We start from the raw sequence: 21752 nt of genomic DNA on the forward strand, positions 1-21752 counted from the left end.
TCTATCCATTCCTTTAGCAGGAAGAAAGTGAACCATTAATCAGTGGTGATTTGTTCATCCTCACTAATTTTTAGCACACACCAATTGTGTGCACGACTCCCTCCTACTTCCCTTGTATTCACCGCTTTTTGAAGTGCTAGTCTTACTACACGCAAATAGCGGGATTAAAAAATAAAAATTCATATGCTTGTTTTTTTGTTACAATAAAGGAAAGTTACTTTTCGCAACGGTTTAACTCTCAGGAAAAATGATATATCTAGCAAAAACATAGTTTGGTCGATATAATGCAACTTCTACCTATTAAAAGAACATACACCCTTTACATACAACATCATTTTTCTAAATTATACAGGGGGAACGAACATGACCATTGAAAATCAATTTATCCAAAAGGTTTACTATAAAACATTTTTAACAGAAGAAACTTCTACTCCAGTATCAGAAGTACTCGGTGAAGCATATATAAATGAATCTACAAATGAATTCTCCAACATTTCTAATATCCGCTTTGCTCAAGGTGAATTTTATTACCAAAATAAAGACTTTGAAGCAGCGATATTTAAATGGGAGAAAGTAAATAACGAACTTGCACTTTGGGCAACCAAAAATATTGCAGATTCTTATTTTGAACTAGGATTCTTGCCAAGAGCAGAAGAGATTTATCAATCTATTCAAACGGAAGATACAACTCTTACAATGGAAGTTTCCTTACAACTTCTTTCTCTTTACATCGAACAAGAACGTTTAGGTCTAGCATTTAAGACAATTAGTGAGGCTGTTGCATTTCAACCTGACTATCCTAATATCACTGCAATTGCTCGCTCATTCTATGAAAAACAAGAAGATTGGAATAATGCTATCGAACTTGCCGTTCAAGAAGGAATTCGAACAAAATCATTACACTGGTTCGATACTTTAATCAATTATGTGAATCAAGGATTCACGAAACAAATCAAACCAGAATATTTCTATGAATCTTTAAAAGCTTTATATGCAATTGATCAAGTCCAATTTAAAGAACTTGTTATTGCGCTTTGGAACAGCTATCAAAATGAAAACTTGTATCTACCTTGGATTCAAACAATAAATCATTTATTCTTACATATTGAAACAGACAACAATGACGATTGGCATGAAATTGTTGAACGCTATCAAGATACGTACTTTGAGTTAATTACTGGTGAGCATTTCATGCATGAAATGCAGGGACTTGTACCAGATTTATTAACAAATTGGTTTAGTTTAACGAAAGCAAAAGACGCCCTATTTGTCTCTGCTGCAGTGTTAGCATGGAATGAAGTTTCACCTACAACTTTAGAGTCATTACTCGTAAAAAGTGCTGGAGCCCTACTTTCTAATTCAACAGCTGAAACAAATGTAAATATGGAAACAGTTTCTCATTTATTTGAAACAATTGCTGTATGGGCTGAAAAAAACGATGTGGATTTAAGTCATCAATTTACGTTACTCGTGCACGAACTGTGTGATTTAAATGTTACACAATTACTAATAGCGGGAACTACTGACCAGGATAAATCATCATTCATCAATTCAATACTAGGAGAGAACATCTTAACTGAGACTGTAACAACTCCTATTCTATTTAAAGATGATAGCCAAACTGAAATAACAGAATTCACTGCGTTAGATGTACACAATATACCTAGCTTTGATGAATTCCATCAAAGAATGGCTACACCTTCCGAATCAGAACTTGAGAAAAAATGTATAGAAATTAAGTTACCAAGTAGATTTTTAAGAAAAAATAAATTTGCATTTCTTGTTACGCCACCTGTTCAAGGGCAAGTGGATAAAAACAGCTCATATTTTGAATACTTACAAGCAGCAGATAGCCTTATTTACGTATTAAATTCTGCTTCACCATTACATGGTAAAGAACTTGATACATTACTTTATTTACGTGAACAAGTGCCAAATTTACAAATTCATTTCGTATTATACACAAATAATACGACCAATAATGAAAAACTAATGAGTAAGATTAAAGTCCATTTCCCAAATGCACAGTTCTTCCCATACTCTCCTTCACAAGAGAGTAGCCAGCAACTTGGAGACGTGACAGAGTCTATTCTTTCTAATCTAGCAGAACGTAACATGGAACAAGAACGTATAGAAAAACTAATATGGTTTACTCAAAAGACAATCGCATACCTTGTAAATGAACGTGTGGAGTTAGAAAATACATTAGTGAAGTCCGTACGCTGGAATAAACATATCTCAGTTAAATTAAATGGATTTATTAACAACCTTACTGCTCTTGAAAAAGATAAAATTCGTTCTATTACAGAATCTTATCTTTTAACGAAAGAAGAAATCACACGAGATATCCATTCTCAAATTCCTGAATTATTACAGAGTTGTTCTGACCTTGTTCAAGAAGATAGCGACTTCAAATTAGTTCATGAAGAATTAAATGCTGCGATGAACGAACGAGTTCAAAAACATGTACAACAAGTGCTTCTTCCTAAATTTACTGGTTCTATTCAAGAGTGGATTGAAACAGCTCATAATGAATTTATTCAAGCTCAATCTTATTTAGATGAAATGAGTGAAACGTTTAATAAATTATATAAAGAAGAACGCATGAAACTTCCTTGTGATTTCAAATTACTAGATGATTGGCATCGAGATGTTGTACGCATGACAAATAGAATTACAGTAACGAACATCAATATTTTATTACGCTTTACACCGACACAATTTTTCTTAAAAAGTGCGGGAAAACTATTTGGTAACATGCAAAAAAATCAGTCTATGCTCGCAAACAAATATAAACAATACATTGAAACGGAAGACTATACGGAAATTGCTCAAACAATCTCAAAACAATTCTTCCTTCAATTTGAAGTATTTGAAGGCGCATTAGAACGAGATATCATGATGTTCTTTAAAGATCCACTTAGCATATTGAAACAAAATGTAGAAGCAGCTCAACTTGAAATACAGGAAGACGAGCAAACATTAGCAACATTAAGAAGCAACCCAGAAACTTATCACGATCCGTTAGCATTCTTTAAACTGCAACTATTGCAACACAAATTCGTTTTAAGTACAAACAAAAACAATGAAGACGTCTATGAATTTAATGAGTCTCCTACGATTTAACATAAAAAACCAAGCAAATTTCAGTTTGCTTGGTTTTTTACTTTAATTCATTATTTTCATATGTTCAATTGGATAATAAATTGCCGCTAATTCTCCTAATACATCTTCTCTATCAATAAGTCCCAAACCATTTCTACTATCTCTGCTTATTAGGCGATTATCTCCCATAACAAAAATCTTATTTTTAGGAACTGTAATCGGTCCAAAGTCCTCTGTTAAATTCATAAATTTTTTTTCAGCTTGTTTTTTATTACTATACAAATACGCTTCCTGTGTCACTTCATGATTCACATATAATTGATCATTTCTCACCTCGATTACATCGCCAGGCAAACCAATAACCCTTTTCACATAAAAATTATCCGTCTTCACAACAATAATATCTTCTCTCCCATAACTTTCAAACTGCTTTGCTAACTTATTAACAATCAGCTTATCCCCATCTTGTAACGTCGGATTCATGGATGCTCCTTTTACAGTCGTAGGAAAAAACACAAAAATTTTCGCTAAAAACACTAACAAACATGCAATTGCAATTGTTCTAAAGAATTCACGCAAACGTTTTTTCTTTTGCATCATTCCACCATCTCATCATCTTTTTAATTTTATTATAAGGAATTCAATTGTAATATTTCCACAAAATTCTTAATTATAAAATCGCGATATTACAAACTTAAAAATAACATCCTCATAAATTTATTATTTTTATATACCATAATCTATATTTACCTCACTATTTGCGAGCAGTAAAAAAGATACCCTCAAAATAGTCTATCCACTATTTTGAGAGTATCTTTTTATATTCCCACATATACAATACACATTTGAGCCGCTACATATGTAAACCAAATCCAAAGTGGTTCATACTTTAATTTGCGTCCTCCAATATCTGTCACACCTATAATAAAATCAGAAATCACAAATAGTAAACCACCAAAAGCCGGTATCCACCATATTCCTATATTCTCATAGTATAGGGCGAATGCAAAGCAAGCCATTCCTCCAACCCACAATCCGTAAATTAGAGCTCCTATCGTAAACAATTTATCTTGTTTATCATTTCGTATAAAAAAGAACCATCCTATAATTAGAAAGAGTCCGTATACGAGTAAACCAATCCAAAAACCATTCCATGAGATGCCTGTTTGCAAAAATGCTTTTACATAAAAACAATGCGCAAGGGCAAAAGTAATCATCCCTCCAATTAATCGATGACCAATTGGAATCAAACCTGCCATAAATAAATCTCCTACAGTTGATAATGTCATACCTAGTGCAACCCACGTACTATACTCTACTGATGGATCTTGTAACCATATCAAAATTGCACTTGCTGTTAAAGAAAAACTAAGAATAAGACGCACCGCTAAAGGTAACGGCATATTATTTCTTGTTTTTTTTGTCTGTCCTATTGCGTACATTGCACCAATTAAAAAAAGAATGATTTGTCCAATTAACACCATGTAAAATAGATTCATAACATGTTCTCCTCAATAAATGCTTTTTGTATCTTTTTTCGTTACACCTAGTCTATTATCCTTTTTCTATATAAAAAAAGAAGAACAGTACTGTTCTTCCATTGTAATCGTTTTCCTGTTATCTATGCTACTTGTTTTTCGTTCGCCCTTTTCTGCTTAGCTGTCGTCCGATTCACCACGATAATTCCCGCGGCTACACATGCTAAACCGAATAATACAAATGAATGAATTGCTTCTCCTAAAATCATGCTCGATAATAACACACCAAATACGGGTATAAAGAACATGTACATTGATACTTTTCCAACCTTGTTATACTTCATAATTGTATTCCAAATGCAAAAGCCTGCTGCGGATAAGAAAGATAAGTAGAGAAGTATAAGTATTGCATGTACACTAAATGTAAATGGCATGGCTCCAACTTGCAAAGCCCCTATACATAATAGCCCGATAGAACCAAAAATCATTTGGTATGCTGTCATATAGCCAACATCTAATGTTTTGCTACCTTCTTTCGCCAATATGTTTCCATATGAATACAACATTGCTGCACTAAGAAGTAATAAGCTACCGATTCCGAAATGGAATGACAAACTACCATCACTCGGTACATTTACTAAAATGACACCACAAAAGCCGATAGAGACCCCAATTATTTTTCTCATATTGAGCGCATCATCTTTATATAAAAAGTGAGCGAGTAAAATTTGAAAGAATGATGATGTTCCTGAAATGATAGCTCCTTCAATACCAGAACTATAACTCATTCCAATATAAAAACATATATATTGAAGAAATGTTTGAAATAAACCAATTTGTACTAACTGCTTCCCCGTTCCTTTTTTGAAGCTCATATCTTTTCCTAACACTTTAAAGAATAATAAGAGTATGACTCCAGATAAAAAGAAACGATAACCAGCAAATAATATTTGCTCCCCAACTTCTTGTGGCTGAATTCCAAGTTCAGCATAACTTAATTTAATAAACGGGAATGCGCTCCCCCATAAAAAAGTCGCTACTATTGCAGCAATTAGTACGCCAATCGGATGGGTAAAAAATTTCTCTGTCTTCACTTGTTGTCTTCCTTTCCGATCTTTTTATGAACAATATTCATATATACCAAAGGAAGTGTGAAAACACAAGTTTTCAGTTTATACGCAAACAAAACATATCATCTAACGAAAACATATGCTATACTATAGAATAATTACAACATAATAACTATTAAAATCAGATTCAACAGAAATGCTGCTATCCATTATGGATGGCAGCTTTCGTCGTTTTATAGGGCTTTCGATTTTGATTCTTTTTCTCAATAAGAATTTGGAAGGAGCGAGTAGTAATGAACTCAGAAGTAAAAACATTACAAGTACAAAAGTCTATTTCTCATCCCTCTTTATGGGATACATTAAAGAAACATTATGAACTTATATTTGCAATCGCATCTGGTATTTTCATTTTAGCTGGTTGGTTATTCACAAAGAACGATGCAATGAATGTAGGCATTACTTGCTATATCCTTGCTTATATAGTTGGTGGATATGCAAAAGCGAAAGAAGGTATTGAAGATACCATTGAAGAGAAAGAGCTAAATGTCGAAATGCTCATGCTCTTTGCTGCTATTGGTGCTGCAATCATTGGCTACTGGGCAGAAGGTGCAATTTTAATCTTTATCTTCGCACTAAGCGGTGCGATGGAATCTTATACATTAAGTAAAAGTCAAAAAGAAATTTCAGCGCTTCTTGATTTACAACCTGAAGAAGCATTACGTATTTCAAATGGAACCGAAGAACGTGTTCCTGTTGGACGATTACAAATTAACGACATTATTTTAATTAAGCCAGGTGAGCGCGTTCCTGCTGACGGTACGATTCATAACGGTGAAACAAATATCGATGAAGCAACAATTACTGGAGAACCTATTCCAAATGAAAAAAAATATGGCGATGAAGTATTTGCCGGTACTGTAAATTTACGCGGTGCTATCGAAGTTAAGATTACGAAGCCGAGCGATCAAACATTATTCCAAAAGATTATCCGTCTCGTCCAAAGTGCACAAAGTGAGAAATCACCATCACAACTATTCATCGAAAAGTTTGAAGGAACATACGTAAAAGGTGTACTACTCGTTGTTGCGCTTATGATGTTCGTCCCTCATTTCTTACTTGACTGGAGCTGGAATGAAACGTTTTATCGCGCTATGATCTTACTTGTAGTCGCATCTCCTTGTGCACTCGTTGCTGCCATTACACCAGCAACATTATCTGCAATTTCTAACGGAGCAAGAAATGGAATTCTCTTTAAAGGTGGCATACATTTAGAACGCCTCGCTTCAGTAAAAGCGATCGCCTTTGATAAAACAGGAACATTAACACAAGGAAAACCTACCGTAACAGATGTATATGTTCGAGAAAGTATGACAGAAAAAGAAGTACTTTCTATTACAGCATCAATTGAAAGTCACTCTACCCACCCTTTAGCTGAATCTATCGTTAAATATGCACAACATGCGTATGACATTGCATTAAAAAAACCAGAAAATGTTGAAGATGTAACTGGTTTTGGACTCAAAGGAATATTTGAAAACAAAGCTTATAAAATAGGTAAAGCTGACTTTATCGGTGAAGAAACAAAGACATTTCATAATGGTATTTCTGCCTCACTTGAAAAAGAAGGTAAAACTGTCGTTTATATTAGTGATGAGAGAGGCATTCTTGGACTTATCGCTTTAAAAGATACACTTCGCCAAGAAACAATAGCTGCTATTCGCGAATTACAAAGCATCGGTGTCGAGGCAATTATGATTACTGGAGATAATGAAGAAACGGCAAAAGCTATTGCCTCTGAAAGTAATATAAAAGAATATTACGCATCATGCTTACCAGAAACAAAAGTTGAAACGATTAAAAAGCTAAAGGAAAAATACGGGACAGTAGCAATGGTCGGAGATGGTATAAATGATGCCCCTGCACTCGCTACTGCTAGCATTGGTGTAGCAATGGGAGAAGGAACAGACGTAGCTTTAGAAACTGCAGACGTTGTACTTATGAAAAACGAATTATCTCGACTTTCTCAAGCGATCCGCTTATCAAAACGAATGAATCGTATTGTAAAGCAAAACGTAATCTTTTCACTAGCTGTAATTGCAATGCTGATTTGTTCAAACTTCTTGCAATTTTTAGCTCTTCCATTCGGTGTTATTGGGCATGAAGGAAGTACAATTCTTGTCATTTTGAATGGCTTACGATTATTAAAAAGAAACAAATAAGAAACGGGTCCCTCATAGAGGACCCGTTTTTTTAATGGTAGCTATTATGCCCGTTCCCACTACTACTCGTTTTATGCTTTGGATGCGAACTGCTCTTTTGTTTATTGTTATTTTTGTTGTTGTGGTTCTTTTTATTATTACTCATGAAATAGCCCCCCTGTTCCCTATTATTATGGAACAAGAGGTCATTTTTCATTACGGGAATTATTGTCACCCGTCCTATAATGATGGAGTAAACCATTAATTTCACCGCCAAGTAAAATTACCCATCCAGTTAAGTAAAACCATAACATTAAAATAATGATACCACCGAGACCGCCATATGTATTGGCGTAATTTGCAAACTTATCTACATAATAAGCAAATGAGTACGATACCACAATCCATCCTACAGTAGCAAATGTTGCTCCTGAAATGACTTCTCTTCTTTTTAACTTTCGATCTGGTGCAAATGTATATAAGAAACTAAACAAGGCAAATAGTACGAAGAAACTCGCTACTAAGCGTGTAATGCTCCATACGAAAGAGAAACTATCTGATAAACCGAGTGCTTTAAACACCGCTGCTCCAATGACTTGTCCAAACACTGGAACAATTAGCGCAAACACAATCATAAAAATAATCGCTAATGTAAACACAATGGATAAAGCTCTCGTTTTAATAAAGGAACGTGTTTCTGTTACATCATACGCACGATTAAAAGCATTCATAACCGCATTAACACCATTTGAGGCAAACCATAACATGGATAATAAACCAAATGATAATAAACCACCATTTTGCTCATTTACAACTTTATCTACATTTACCTCAATTAAGTTCATTGCATCATCTGGTACATAAACCTCTAATAAACTAAGCACATCCTCTGTTTGAATGGGAATAAATCCAAGAAGCGTAATTAAGAAAACGAGCCCAGGAAAAATTGCAAGCAAGAAGAAATAAGCGAGCTGTGCTGCCAAGCCCGCTACATCATCGCGCATCGTCCGGTCATACAAATCTTTACCAAACGAATAAGTACGATTTCTTCTCACCTTTTCTAAAATTTTTCTCATATATGTTTAAACGCTTTTCTTCTCTTCTTTATCTTGCTTCAACTCAATGTACGCTTCAGTTTTTTTTTCCTCTACATTTGAGTCTTTCATAAATAGTTCACGCGCTTCTTTCATACCGCCCTCTTCAGCAACTATTGGCTCTTCTTCTGCTTTCAGCTCATCTACCTTTGAAGATACAGCTTGAATTTCAATCGTTTCTGGCTTCTCTGCTGGCTCAACCTTTTTCTTACTAAAAATTTCTTTCGTTTCTTTTAACGTCTCTACAACAGACGGCGTCAATTTTTTAATTTCTGCTACTTTCGCTTTTACTACATTGAAGTCAGCGAGTTCGCGTCCTTTATCTGTAACAGTTTGCACTTTTTCTTTTATCTTCGCATTTTCACCGATTTCAATCATCTTTGTTTTTGCTTTTTCCGCAGTATTTTTTACTTTTTCACGGTTTTCCTTCTTCAACATAGATACAGCCACACCTGCAGCTACACCAATCGCAATGTTTCGAGCAATATTATTTTTCTTTGCCATATTCCTTCACCCTTTCATTTCTTATGTTAGAAAGTATTTCTTTCTAAGCTTCCTCATATTCCTTGTTCATTTCGAATGAAAGCTAATAGCTTTGCACACCCTTCTGTTACAAGGTCATATACTTCTTGGAAATTCCCTGTATAGTAAGGGTCGGGAACGTCTGTCCAGCCACCGTCTGGAACAAAATCGGACAGTCTACCAATATAGCCTCCAGTTTTACCTAAACTTTTTAAATCTGCTATATTCTTGTTGTCCATGGCAATAATATAATCAAACTTTGTTAAGTCTTCTTTTTCTACTTGCCTTGCTTTAATTCCTTCAAAAGTGACTGCATTTTCTTTTAAAATTTTTTGTGTTCCTTTATGTGGCGGATGGCCAACATGCCAATCTCCAGTTCCTGCAGAATCAATGACAATTTTCTCCTCGAGTCCCTCTTTTACGACAAGATCTCGAAAAATTGCTTCTGCCATTGGTGAACGGCAAATGTTCCCAAGACAAACAAACAATACTTGAACCATATTTTTGTTCTTCCCTTCTTGGTGCATTTCTTTATATATACTTATAGTATAAACAACCAATTATTAATTATAAAGGAAATACCTACTAATTTAATAGGATTGAAAAGATTCATTAACGAAAATGATAAAAAATGTTAAGATATCCTTATGTTATTTTAAAGGGGGACACTTCGGTGGATTTATCCGTAAAGTCAGAAGAAAATGTTGAATATATGGTTGAAGCTATTAAAGAAAAATTACGTATGGTTAATGCTGGAGCGATGAGAGCTGCTAGCTTTAATGAAGAAATGTACGAAGACTTACGTGACATCTATGAGCACGTTATGAAACGTGAAACATTCAGCATTAGTGAAATGCAAGCTATTACAGAAGAATTAGGTACATTAATTAAAAAGTAAAAAGCCTCACTATGGGGCTCTTTTTTATTTCCAACAAATTCATGACAACTCTTCTCTTTCCCTCAACCAACTGTAAAATATTGTACAATGGAAGTAGAACCTCACCTTAGATTTTTTCTCCATACATACTACTTACAAATAATAGCAACACTACCATTGCTAACTGTTTTTACTGGAGGTGCTTACTTATGAGCAATTGGTACAGTAAGACGAAAGATCAAACATTAATCGACTTAGAAACAAACGAACAACACGGTTTAACAGATGAAATCGTAAATGAACGTTTAAAGCAATACGGTTCTAATGAATTAGCTACAAAACAAAAACGCACGTTATGGCAGCGTATTTTCGCCCAAATTAATGACGTCCTCGTATATGTCCTTATTATTGCTGCCCTTATTTCTGCCTTTGTAGGCGAATGGGCTGATGCAAGTATTATCGCGCTCGTTGTAGTTTTAAACGCTGTTATCGGTGTCATCCAAGAATCGAAAGCAGAACAAGCTTTAGAGGCATTGAAAAAGATGGCGACACCTAAAGCTATCGTCAAGCGAGATGGTGAACTAAAAGAAATTCAATCTGAACAAGTCGTTCCAGGTGATATTGTCATGCTGGATGCAGGACGTTATATCCCATGTGACTTGCGACTTATCGAAACCGCAAATTTAAAAGTTGAAGAATCTGCTCTAACTGGTGAATCTGTCCCTGTTGATAAAGATGCAATTTACCACCCTTCTATGCAAAGTGATGAGCAAGTACCGTTAGGCGATCAAAAAAATATGGCCTTTATGTCGACACTAGTAACATATGGGCGCGGAGTCGGTGTCGCTGTTGAAACGGGAATGAACTCACAAATTGGTAAGATTGCTACCCTTTTACATGAAGCCGACGATGATATGACACCACTTCAAAAGAGCTTAGCACAAGTCGGAAAGTATTTAGGCTTTGTCGCTGTATCTATTTGCGTCATTATGTTTATCATCGGTTTTTTACAAGGACGAGATACGTTAGAAATGTTTATGACTGCTATTAGTTTAGCCGTTGCAGCTATTCCAGAAGGCTTGCCGGCTATCGTTTCCATCGTTCTTGCAATTGGTGTGCAGCGAATGATTAAACAAAATGTTATCATTCGTAAACTACCAGCTGTCGAAGCTCTCGGTTCTGTCACAATTATTTGTTCAGATAAAACAGGTACGTTAACGCAAAATAAAATGACCGTTACTCACTTTTATAGTGATAACACATACGACCACTTAGAAAACTTAAATGTAAATAATGATGTACAACGTCTATTGTTAGAAAATATGGTGCTATGCAACGATGCGTCTTACGGTTCCGATTCACAAACAGGGGACCCTACAGAAATCGCCCTTCTCGTTGCCGGAAGCACTTTTAACATGCAAAAGGATCATTTAGAACAGATACATGAACGTGTTAACGAGCTACCTTTCGATTCAGATCGTAAAATGATGTCAACCGTTCATACATACGATGAAAGCTACTATAGTATGACAAAAGGTGCTATTGATAAACTCTTACCTCGATGTACCCACATATTTAAAAACGGTAAAATCGAGATTCTAACAGATGCTGATAAAAATCAAATATTAGAAGCTGCCGGGGCAATGTCTCAAGAGGCTTTAAGAGTACTTTCATTCGCATTTAAACAATACAATTCAAACGATGTGGTTATAGATCATCTTGAAGAAAATCTCATCTTTATTGGTCTTGTCGGTATGATTGATCCACCGCGAACTGAAGTAAAAGATTCAATTACAGAATGTAAAAAGGCCGGTATTCGCACAGTTATGATTACTGGTGACCATAAAGATACCGCCTTCGCCATTGCCAAAGAACTTGGCATTGCTGAAGACATATCTGAAATTATGATTGGAACTGAATTAGATAACATTTCAGATACAGAGCTAGCAAGCAAAATTGATCACTTAAATGTATTCGCTAGGGTCTCTCCAGAGCATAAAGTAAAGATTGTAAAAGCATTACGTGCAAAAGGAAATATCGTTTCTATGACTGGTGATGGTGTCAATGATGCTCCATCTTTAAAGCAGGCTGATGTTGGCGTAGCGATGGGCATTACAGGAACAGACGTTGCAAAAGGGGCAGCGGATGTAGTGTTAACAGATGATAATTTCTCATCTATAGTGAAAGCTGTTGAGGAAGGTAGAAATATTTATCGTAACATAAAAAAATCAATTCTCTTCCTACTCTCTTGTAACTTTGGAGAAATTATCGCTTTATTTTTAGCTATTTTACTCGGTTGGGCAACACCACTACGACCTATTCACATTTTGTGGGTCAATTTGATTACAGATACACTGCCTGCATTATCACTTGGGGTTGACCCTGAAGATCCAGATGTGATGAAGGAAAAACCACGACATGCGAAAGAAAGCTTATTTAGTGGTAGCGTTCCTTTTCTTATTTTCAATGGAGTTGTCATTGGACTTTTAACGCTAACAGCCTTTATCATCGGGGCAAAATTCTATACCGGAGATACAAATTTATTTCCTCTTTTCCCAGAGAAAATTGATGAAGATGCTCTATTACACGCTCAAACAATGGCATTTGTCGTTCTTAGTTTTTCTCAGCTCGTTCATTCATTTAACTTGCGTTCAAGAACGAAATCCATTTTTTCAATTGGGATCTTTACAAATAAATATTTAGTCTTCTCCCTTCTTATCGGTGTTCTTATGCAAGTGTGTATTATCTCCATCCCACCTCTTGCAAATATATTCGGTGTACATGCATTAACGATGCGAGATTGGGGATTTGTTCTCTTCTTAAGTATCATTCCACTTGTTGTGAATGAGATCATTAAATTAGTAAAGAGAAACTAAAAGGCAATGAGGATTATTCCTCATTGCCTTTTCATTTATTTCATTATTTGTGGGAGATGTCCCCGCTGATTAAAGTTTCACTTTATCCTTGTAATTCTTTTTTTATGTTCTCCGTTAACGTAGCCATACGCTTGCGGCTTTCTTCGCGCTCACGTTTATTTTGCTCTTCAATTTGTTGTGTTTCTTGCATACCTCTTGAAATAATGTTCCAAGTTTCCTCAAGTGTTTCCATCTTAATACTAGAAGAACCTGATAATCTCGCTACTTCCACACTTTGCGTTGCGATATTTTGTGCATTTTTCTTAAGTAATTCATTTGTACGACGATCCAGTTCAGCCATAGAATCTGCAACAAGCTTTTGACGTTTCGCATTTACCGCTTGAATAATACCATTTTTAAAGATAGGAATCGTTGTAATAAATGCTGTATTGATTTTACCAATTAATTTATTATTACCACGTTGAACCATACGAATTTGTGGTGCTGTAAGTAGCGCAACCATACGTGCTTTTTCTAAATCATCAATACGCTGCTCTAAAATTTCAACAGAGTTTTTCAGTGATTCTAATTCAATACCTGCTAATTGGTCATTGTTACGCACACGCTCTTCGTACATTGGAACCAACTCTGTATTTAAACGCTCTAATAACATTTCCCCTGCTACTACATACTTTTCTAAGTCTAAATAATATTTTAAATTTTGCTCATATAAACCATCTAACGTACCGATTGATTTTTTCATTTCATCTTGATACTTTGTAATTTCTACGTATACTTTATCCATTTCGCGACCCATTGTTTGGTACTTACTAAAGATCTGTTCAATCATTTTATCAGCTTTTTTGAACATACGTGAGAAGAAACCGCTTTTCTCTTCCGCAAAGTCTTTGCTATCGAATCTGTCCATAATTTTACCAAGCTGTTTTAATAATTCTCCAGAGTCTTCTATTTTTGATAAAGACATTGTATGTAAAATTTGATCAGCGAAACGTGAAATTTCCATAGATGGTTCTTTTCCAAGCTCGATTAATTCTAACTGATCTTTAATATCTACTGCATTATAAATACGTTGTACTTCTGCATCTTGTCTAAGTTGTAAACGAACATCTTGTGCCGTTTGCTCATTTAATTCTGTTTTCGAATCTAGTATGACTGGGTTATTCATATGGTATTCTCCCTTTCCTTATAAAAATGGACGAAATAGCCCTTTTATTGTTTGTGATAAATTTTTATAGGCTGATGAACCATGAAACTCAAGATCGAAATTAACTTCTTCAAGCCAATGCGAATCAAATGCTCCTGCTTCAATATACGGTTCGATATCGTTTCTTCCCGTTGGATTGAAATGGAATACATCTACTCCAATTTGATTTAAAAATAGTAATAAAACAGCATCTGAACGGCTTAATTCTCCGCTCTTCTCATTATTAAATATAACAATTTTCGGTACTTCTTGCGAGTAATCAAATTTCTCAAGTTGCTCTAAAATGTTCGGCGGTATTTGAGAAAGCTGTGCGAAAACATACAGTGCTACATCTTGTTTCGTCTCTTTCGCAATGGGTTTACACATTTCACTTTCGCACGTATGAATGATCGCCTCTGCAATACCATGTTGCAATCCTTCTGGCAAACGTTTATGTGGCCACCAATGACTGTTCATAATTAAATCAGGGTGTAATTTCCCCCCACGGTCTAACGCATCTCGGTAATGATATTGGAAATTCGCTTTTTGTTCTTTCGTAAACGGAAATGTATTAATTAATAAACTGTTATCAAATGATGTAATAGCCTTTAATCGCTGAAAATATTCTTTATCATTTTTTGAGACACCTGATATTTTCGCAAATAAAGAAGGGATATAAATGTGTTTATTTTCAACAAAGAATGTTGGACGCACAAATGCCTTTTCTTTCGTAATTAAAAAGAGTTCATCATACGTTGTTTTGAGCGTACGAGCTACAGGCGTATAGGAACGAAATTGCCACGGCTTGTACAGCAGTGAGTTATCATGGTGAAGTACTTGTTCAATTTCTTTTGAAGCCTGATAGGCTACTGTCGCAACTCGCTCACGGCGGCGATCTGGAAATGGCTCAAGAGAAATCCGACCTGGATGAGACACAACAAAACTTCTTCCTTCCTCATCAACATTCTCAAATCCATCTTTTCCTTCTGGGTGATAATAAAGTACATCGCAACCGAGCATAATAAGAAAGTATAAGAAATATATACGGCTTTCCTGTGCATCACCGTACCAAATAATGCGCGGCATTTGTTTCTTATAATTAATCGTAGAGAACCACTTCGCTACGTAATTGTCACTTAACTTAATCATATCGATTAAGAAACGACGGAATCCTTCTGTTTTTAATGATTGGTTATGTTGTTTTTCATACAATTTCAATACAGAAATAAACGTCGTATATATATAATGCTGTAAGTCAGGATTATCTACTTGTGGTAATAGTTGTTTTCCAGACAGATGGGCGACAAGCCTATTTACTGTAAGGCCATTCGGTGCTTCTTGATGTAATGTAAAAACCTCTTGAATATGGCGCAGTTTTTCGGGATCAATCACCTTATTTAAATTTTGTTCATGCAAAACCACGATCCCTTTCACTTCGCTATAATCAAATAGCTCATTGAAATATTCATCTACATCATTAGGAACACCAAGAATACGAGTTGCTATATAACTAAACTTCATCTCATTCTCTGTCAGTTCATATTGTGGGCGTTTTTCTAAAAGTGCTTCAAATTGCTTTAAATCTGATTCGTCTTTTAATGCACATGGTTGAAGTGTAAAACGTGAAAACACAACAGTTCACCTCCAAAAACATTTACTTTTTTTATAAAGTCTCTCTTCTATTATAAACTATTTTTAGTTATAAAAAATGGGCGCTCGCATAACGAGCAAACCCATTTCAATTATTTATGATTATTTTTAGTAGCTGCAACTTCTTCTTTAGCTTGTCCAGAATTCTTCATGTAGTGAAGTATAAATGTTGCTCCAAATGCTACAACTAAAATGATAAAGAATAGCATATGACTTATTTCAATATGAATAACAGACAGTAACATTTTTGCTGCAATAATTAAGATTAAAATATATGCTGTCGTTTCAAGTTCTGGAATACGCTCCAACAATTTTAAGAATACACCAGCGATACCACGCATCATTAAAATACCGAGCATTCCACCTAATAATAGAATCCAAACTTCATTTGATACACCAAATGCAGCAAGTACGCTATCTACCGAGAACGCGATATCCATTAATTCAACCATCGCAACTGTTCCCCAGAAGACACCAAACATTCTGAAGAGAATACTGTTTTGGTTCATACCATGAGCTTCTTCTTCTTCTGCATTACCTTTTCTTTTATCAATGAAGTATTTAACTGAAAGCCAAGCTAAGTAAAGTGCACCTAACACTTTTACCCACGCCAATTTAATTAAGAACATTCCAATTCCAATCGCAATAAAACGGAATACATAAGCTCCAATAAGTCCATAGAATAATGCTTTTTTACGCTTTTCTTCCGGAAGGTGTTTTACCATTACCGCTAATACAAGTGCGTTATCAGCAGATAACAACCCTTCAAGCACAACAAGTGTACCTATTAATCCCCAAGATACTGGATCTTGCAACACTTTAATCCACATGTCCAAGTCGAAAAACTGAGCATACGTATCAAGGATCCCTTGCAAAATACTCATCTTACCTTTATCCCCTATTCTTTGCTAGATTTATAGAAAGGTCAAAAAAAGGAAACGAATATCGTTTCCCTTCTTATGCATCCAAGCCATACGCTCTTACAAGCGCACCTAAGCCACCTTGGAAACCGCTTCCTACTGCATTAAACTTCCACTGTCCATTATGACGGTATAATTCACAAAAGACAACTGCTGTTTCAATGGAGAAATCTTCCCCTAAATCAAAACGAAGAACTTCTTCACTCGTTTCTTCATTCGCTAAACGAACGAATGCGTTTCCAACTTGTCCAAAGTTTTGATTACGGCCTTCTCCATCATAAATTGTAACTGTAATAGCAATTTTGTGCACATCTGCCGGAACTTTCTTCAAGTCTACAACAAGTTGCTCATCGTCGCCTTCACCTTCACCTGTACGGTTATCCCCTGTATGTAGAACAGATCCACAAGGAGACTGTAAATTGTTATAGAATATAAAGTCAGTTTCCTTTGTGCATTTTCCGTTCGCATCTAATAGGAATGCTGATGCATCTAAATCGAAATCTGATCCACCGTCATAAGATTTAATATCCCATCCAAGACCAATTACTGCTTTTGTTAAGCCAGGGCTTGTCTTACCTAAATCAATCTTCTGTCCTTTTTGCAATTGAATAACCATTTATATTCACCTCTATATTTGATATCTTAAAAAATATATCCATCAGTAAACACCTGTTTCACCGATAGATATATAAAATCTATTACTCTACATCTAAACCGAAATTATTACATAGAGACGCTAATCCGCCCTGGAATCCACTTCCGATTGCATTGAACTTCCAGTCACCTGCATGACGGTATAATTCCCCTACTACAACAGCTGTTTCAATAGAGAAATCTTCTCCTAAATCGTAACGAATTAACTCTGCATTCTTTTCTTCATCTAAAATACGTACGAAAGAGTTAGAAACTTGCCCGAAGTTTTGGCTACGACCTTCTCCATCGTAAATTGTGATTGAGAAACAAATACGTTCGATATGTGCAGGTACATTTTTTAAATCTACTTTAATCGATTCGTCATCGCCTTCACCTTCGCCAGTTCGGTTATCTCCTAAATGCTCGACAGCACCATTCGCACCTTTTGGGTTATTATAGAAGACGAAATCCTCTGCCCCTGAAACTTTACCGTTAGCACCTACTAAGAAAATACTAACATCTAAATCGAAATCGTTTTGTCCGTCATAACGATTCGTATCCCAACCAAGTCCTACAAGAACTTTTGAAAGACCTGGATTTGTTTTTGTTAAGTCTACCTTTTGTCCTTTTTTCAATGAAATTGATGCCATATTCAATTCCTCCTCGGTTTATTTTATTGATAACGTGATACAATCTCACTTAAGTTTTTATCTTGTGTGCCTTCTCCAACAGCTGAAAACTTCCATTCACTTCCGTGGCGATACATTTCACCTGCAATTAGAGTCGTTTTGCCAGCATAATTATCCGATAAATTATAGCGTGCTAATTCTTCACCAGTTTGCGGGTTTTGAATCCGAATATATGCATTACGAATCATCCCGAAATCTTGACGACGATTTACACAGTCATAAATATTTACAACGAATACTAAACGATTAATACGGCTCGGAACTTTATGTAATTCTACGAAAATTGTTTCGTCATCACCAGCGCCTTCACCTGTTAAATTATCTCCTGAATGAATAATACTACCACAAGTAGAAAGCTTGTTTCCGAAGTAAACTAAATCGTTTTTATTTAAAAAGCGATCCCCTTCTAACATAACAACAGATGCATCACAATCTACATTCGGTTTACTTCCAAATAATGAAGACAGAAACCCACCTGATTGCCCAATTGGATCCCAGCCTAAGCCAACCTGTAGTTTTGCTACTCTCGGTTGTCCTTTCGTTAAATCGATCTTTTGTCCTTTTTCTAAAATAATAGGCATGCAGTTTCTTCCTTTCTACAAAGCATTTTCCTAATCGGAAAATATTGTATTCTTCTCTTATATTGTAGCATTATTTATCTATTGAGAAAAAGAATAAATTCTCAATTATATGAAAACACCTATATCATTTATTTATATTGATGTAAGAAGTGGTAAATCGAACCAATCATTCCTGCGTGATTACGATTTTGTGCGATTTTAATCTCGCAATTACTATAAATCTCAGGATTTAAATATTTTCGTACCTCTTCCTTTACTTCTTCTAAAAATCGATTACCTCTATTAGTAATCCCTCCACCAATAATAATTACTTTTGGATTGAAGATATAAGCAAGATTACTAATTCCAATGGCTAAATGTTTAAAGAATATTCGAACAGCATGTATAACTTCTTTATCCTTCTGATCATATAATTCAAAAATTTTTTCACCGTTCCAATTCCCGCTACCTTTATACTTCCGCACAAGAGAAATTAACCCTGAAATCGAGGCAACCTCTTCAAATTGTTTCCCTTCGATCAACATATTGCCCCATTCACCAGCACTAAATGAATGACCTCTGTACAGTTTTTTATTAATAACAATAGCTCCCCCTATTCCCGTTCCAAGGGTAAGCATAATGCAATTATTTTCATCTCTTCCAACACCTTGCCACATCTCTCCAAACAAAGCACAATTGACATCATTTTCAATGGATATAGGAACTTTTAATACAGCTTGTAATCTATCAATAATAGGAATACCAGCATAGCGTGGAATATGATCCACGCCGCCAGTTATGATTCCTCTATGAATATCTACAATTCCGGCTGTACTAATACCGATTCCAGAAACAACATGTTCATTCATTAATTGCACCGCCAAGCTAATAATCTTTTGAACGATTTGTTCCCCACCTAAATGGGCCTCTGTTAATGTAGTTTCGTGATTTAGTAATATCCCAGATTTTGAAATAATCCCATATTTAATCTGTGTGCCACCAATATCAAATGCGATATATTTTTTCACACTGTCACTTCCTCTAACATTATGAACTTCACTTTTCTGCATTGAAATGATGATGTTTTCCTTTAATAAGAGTTCACAAGATTTACAGATCCAGCTTTTACGTAGACACTGTTGTATTCTTTATTATCCGAGACAATTTCATAATACGATCCTTGTGGTGTATTAACTGTTTTCTTAATGGCTACCATAATGTTGCGAGATGTCATTCCAGTCTGACCTTCAGCCATACTTTTGAATATCGGAGAACCTGCCGTTAACGTTCCAAGTCGATATTTATTTAAATCTTTACTTCCATTCATTGCATCAATTCTATACATAAGCGAGGCAATTTGCTGTCCCCAATTTTCATCACTTGCATACATGACGTTCATTCCTTGTGCCTTATCTCCTAAGTTTCCACCATTATATGTATTTCCACTTGGATTTAAGTAATGCTTATCTATATATGCCGCACAAAAATCAATACCTTCTTCCCATGTTTTGAATCCAGTTGCACCATTGTATGGATCTGAATCTACCGCTCTAAAGCCAAATAAATTTTTCTTATCTTGCGCGATACGACTTGTTCCCCATCCTGATTCTAAAATTGCATGTGACACTAAGTAACCTGCATTCATCTTATATTTCTCTGCTGCACTTACAAAATATTTTCCTAATCCAATAAGTGGACTCTTTGCATTCGATTTACGTAAGAAATTATCAATTTCATCTCCTGTATAAGTAGATGTTGCACGAAGTGGCATATACTCAAAGTATTGATAACTATCTTGTCCTCCAATTTGCTTCTTATCAAAAGCCTCGTAACGCTCTCCTTCTTTTAAATGTTTCGGAGCATTACCAATTTGATACGTTGCATGTTTACCATTTTCCGGATTGTATACATAATGATATAACTTGCCATTTTTAGTTGCATAATACGACGTTTTCTCACCAGTCATTGTCGGATGTAATGTAACATCATTTATATTCACATAACCTGTCATACCATCAATTTGGACATGAATACGATCATCAACAGCTTTTACAAATTTCAGGTCAGCTCCACCCTTTACATATGTGAGCTTTTTACCCGTCGTAATATCATAAATATTAATAACACCATTTGCACGAACGAAACCTTGCTTCATATTTACAACTTTACCGTCACTTTTAATGTAAGCATCTTCTTTCATATTCTGCATAATTTGTGTTGCTTCCGCTTCATTTGGTTTTTGAACCTTTTGTGATGAGGTAACAATTTCATAAGAAGACGAACCTTGTTTAACTTTTAAGAACTGTAACGAAACATAACCCTCTCCGCCATTAAAACGGATTTTTGCCCAGCCATTTTCTTTTCCTATGATCGTAACAGTCTCTCCATTTTTCAAATGACCGACAGCTGCCGCACCTGTTGATGGACCTTTACGTACATTTAATAAAGACGCATTTACAACGGCTCGTTCTTCTATTACCTGTCCAGGGTTTGTTGGGTTTGTTGGATCTATGGAATCTTTACCCATCGTTATAAACTCTAACGACACATACCCTTCTTTTCCTTGGTAATTGATTTTCGCCCAGCCGTTTGCTTTTCCTAGTACTGTTACTTTTTCTCCATTTTTTAGGGTTCCTAAAATGGTGCTGCTCGTATTTGCCGCACTTCTTACTCGTAAGCTTGTCGCGTTAATCGTTCCTACTTCTTGCGTTCCATTCGTAATGTCTTCCGCTGGTTTTTCTTCTTGTTTTCCTGCTTCTAGCTTCACAAACTCTAGCGATACATACCCTTCTTTTCCTTGGTAGCTTATTTTCGCCCAACCATTTGCTTTTCCTAGTACTGTTACTTTTTCTCCATTTTTTAAGTTTCCGAGAATCGAGCTACTTGTATTCGCTGCA

Annotated in this window: 18 protein-coding genes; 4 read left to right on the forward strand and 14 right to left on the reverse strand. The window is 35.5% G+C overall.

The window, feature by feature from the left end; genetic code table 11:
• The first annotated feature begins 363 nt into the window (after positions 1-363).
• Positions 364-3126 (forward strand): tetratricopeptide repeat protein, encoded by a 2763-nt coding sequence (locus ACLBWW_RS26655; RefSeq protein ID WP_048542136.1) that lies wholly within the window; start codon positions 364-366, stop codon positions 3124-3126.
• A 42-nt stretch (positions 3127-3168) separates the two neighbouring features.
• On the opposite strand, the gene lepB is transcribed toward ACLBWW_RS26655, so the two are convergent.
• The 3 genes from lepB to ACLBWW_RS26670 form a co-directional block, all read right to left on the reverse strand.
• The gene (lepB, locus tag ACLBWW_RS26660) at positions 3169-3705 is read right to left on the reverse strand and encodes a signal peptidase I (protein WP_048542138.1); all 537 of its coding nucleotides are present in this window, start codon (positions 3703-3705) and stop codon (positions 3169-3171) included.
• A gap of 218 nt (positions 3706-3923) precedes the next feature.
• The gene (locus tag ACLBWW_RS26665) at positions 3924-4604 is read right to left on the reverse strand and encodes a lysoplasmalogenase (protein WP_048542140.1); all 681 of its coding nucleotides are present in this window, start codon (positions 4602-4604) and stop codon (positions 3924-3926) included.
• A 122-nt stretch (positions 4605-4726) separates the two neighbouring features.
• Positions 4727-5677, reverse strand: a complete 951-nt coding sequence (locus tag ACLBWW_RS26670) for a DMT family transporter (protein WP_048542144.1) — start codon at positions 5675-5677, stop codon at positions 4727-4729.
• 269 nt (positions 5678-5946) lie between these two features.
• On the opposite strand from ACLBWW_RS26670, the gene ACLBWW_RS26675 reads away from it, so the two are divergent.
• Complete coding sequence (locus ACLBWW_RS26675) at positions 5947-7872, forward strand: heavy metal translocating P-type ATPase (RefSeq protein WP_048542147.1); 1926 nt, start codon at positions 5947-5949, stop codon at positions 7870-7872.
• A gap of 185 nt (positions 7873-8057) precedes the next feature.
• On the opposite strand, the gene ACLBWW_RS26680 is transcribed toward ACLBWW_RS26675, so the two are convergent.
• Genes ACLBWW_RS26680 through ACLBWW_RS26690 form a run of 3 tightly spaced genes read right to left on the reverse strand, consistent with a single transcriptional unit; the run spans position 8058 to position 9967 of the window.
• Complete coding sequence (locus tag ACLBWW_RS26680; protein WP_048542149.1) at positions 8058-8927, reverse strand: YihY/virulence factor BrkB family protein; 870 nt, start codon at positions 8925-8927, stop codon at positions 8058-8060.
• A gap of 6 nt (positions 8928-8933) precedes the next feature.
• On the reverse strand, positions 8934-9449 hold the full coding sequence (locus ACLBWW_RS26685; RefSeq protein WP_001085384.1) for a DUF4075 domain-containing protein: 516 nt from the start codon (positions 9447-9449) through the stop codon (positions 8934-8936).
• A gap of 53 nt (positions 9450-9502) precedes the next feature.
• The gene (locus ACLBWW_RS26690) at positions 9503-9967 is read right to left on the reverse strand and encodes a low molecular weight protein-tyrosine-phosphatase (protein WP_000250910.1); all 465 of its coding nucleotides are present in this window, start codon (positions 9965-9967) and stop codon (positions 9503-9505) included.
• A gap of 173 nt (positions 9968-10140) precedes the next feature.
• Here ACLBWW_RS26690 and ACLBWW_RS26695 point away from each other — a divergent pair, with 173 nt between their 5' ends.
• On the forward strand, positions 10141-10365 hold the full coding sequence (locus tag ACLBWW_RS26695) for a DUF1128 domain-containing protein (RefSeq protein WP_000366197.1): 225 nt from the start codon (positions 10141-10143) through the stop codon (positions 10363-10365).
• Between the two features lie 188 nt (positions 10366-10553).
• Complete coding sequence (locus ACLBWW_RS26700; protein ID WP_048542151.1) at positions 10554-13220, forward strand: cation-translocating P-type ATPase; 2667 nt, start codon at positions 10554-10556, stop codon at positions 13218-13220.
• Positions 13221-13302: 82 nt separating this feature from the next.
• Here ACLBWW_RS26700 and ACLBWW_RS26705 read toward each other — a convergent pair whose 3' ends face one another.
• The 8 genes from ACLBWW_RS26705 to ACLBWW_RS26740 form a co-directional block, all read right to left on the reverse strand.
• Positions 13303-14385, reverse strand: a complete 1083-nt coding sequence (locus ACLBWW_RS26705; RefSeq protein ID WP_001064402.1) for a toxic anion resistance protein — start codon at positions 14383-14385, stop codon at positions 13303-13305.
• Positions 14386-14403: 18 nt separating this feature from the next.
• Entirely contained in the window at positions 14404-16035 is a 1632-nt protein-coding gene (locus tag ACLBWW_RS26710) for a YceG family protein (RefSeq protein WP_048542152.1), read from the reverse strand.
• Between the two features lie 110 nt (positions 16036-16145).
• Positions 16146-16937, reverse strand: a complete 792-nt coding sequence (locus ACLBWW_RS26715; RefSeq protein WP_046958168.1) for a TerC family protein — start codon at positions 16935-16937, stop codon at positions 16146-16148.
• Positions 16938-17010: 73 nt separating this feature from the next.
• Positions 17011-17589 carry a TerD family protein gene (locus tag ACLBWW_RS26720; protein ID WP_000236650.1) on the reverse strand — a complete coding sequence of 193 codons (579 nt, stop codon included), beginning with the start codon at positions 17587-17589 and terminating at the stop codon, positions 17011-17013.
• A gap of 82 nt (positions 17590-17671) precedes the next feature.
• The gene (locus ACLBWW_RS26725; RefSeq protein WP_000146727.1) at positions 17672-18256 is read right to left on the reverse strand and encodes a TerD family protein; all 585 of its coding nucleotides are present in this window, start codon (positions 18254-18256) and stop codon (positions 17672-17674) included.
• A gap of 23 nt (positions 18257-18279) precedes the next feature.
• The gene (locus ACLBWW_RS26730) at positions 18280-18876 is read right to left on the reverse strand and encodes a TerD family protein (RefSeq protein WP_001121597.1); all 597 of its coding nucleotides are present in this window, start codon (positions 18874-18876) and stop codon (positions 18280-18282) included.
• 128 nt (positions 18877-19004) lie between these two features.
• Positions 19005-19883 (reverse strand): ROK family protein, encoded by an 879-nt coding sequence (locus ACLBWW_RS26735; protein ID WP_048542154.1) that lies wholly within the window; start codon positions 19881-19883, stop codon positions 19005-19007.
• 62 nt (positions 19884-19945) lie between these two features.
• Positions 19946-21752, reverse strand: a 1807-nt coding sequence (locus ACLBWW_RS26740) for an SH3 domain-containing protein (protein WP_447614328.1), incomplete at its 5' end; no start/stop codon positions are given.

The sequence above is a fragment of the Bacillus sp. M5A3_1b genome, from assembly GCF_053345335.1.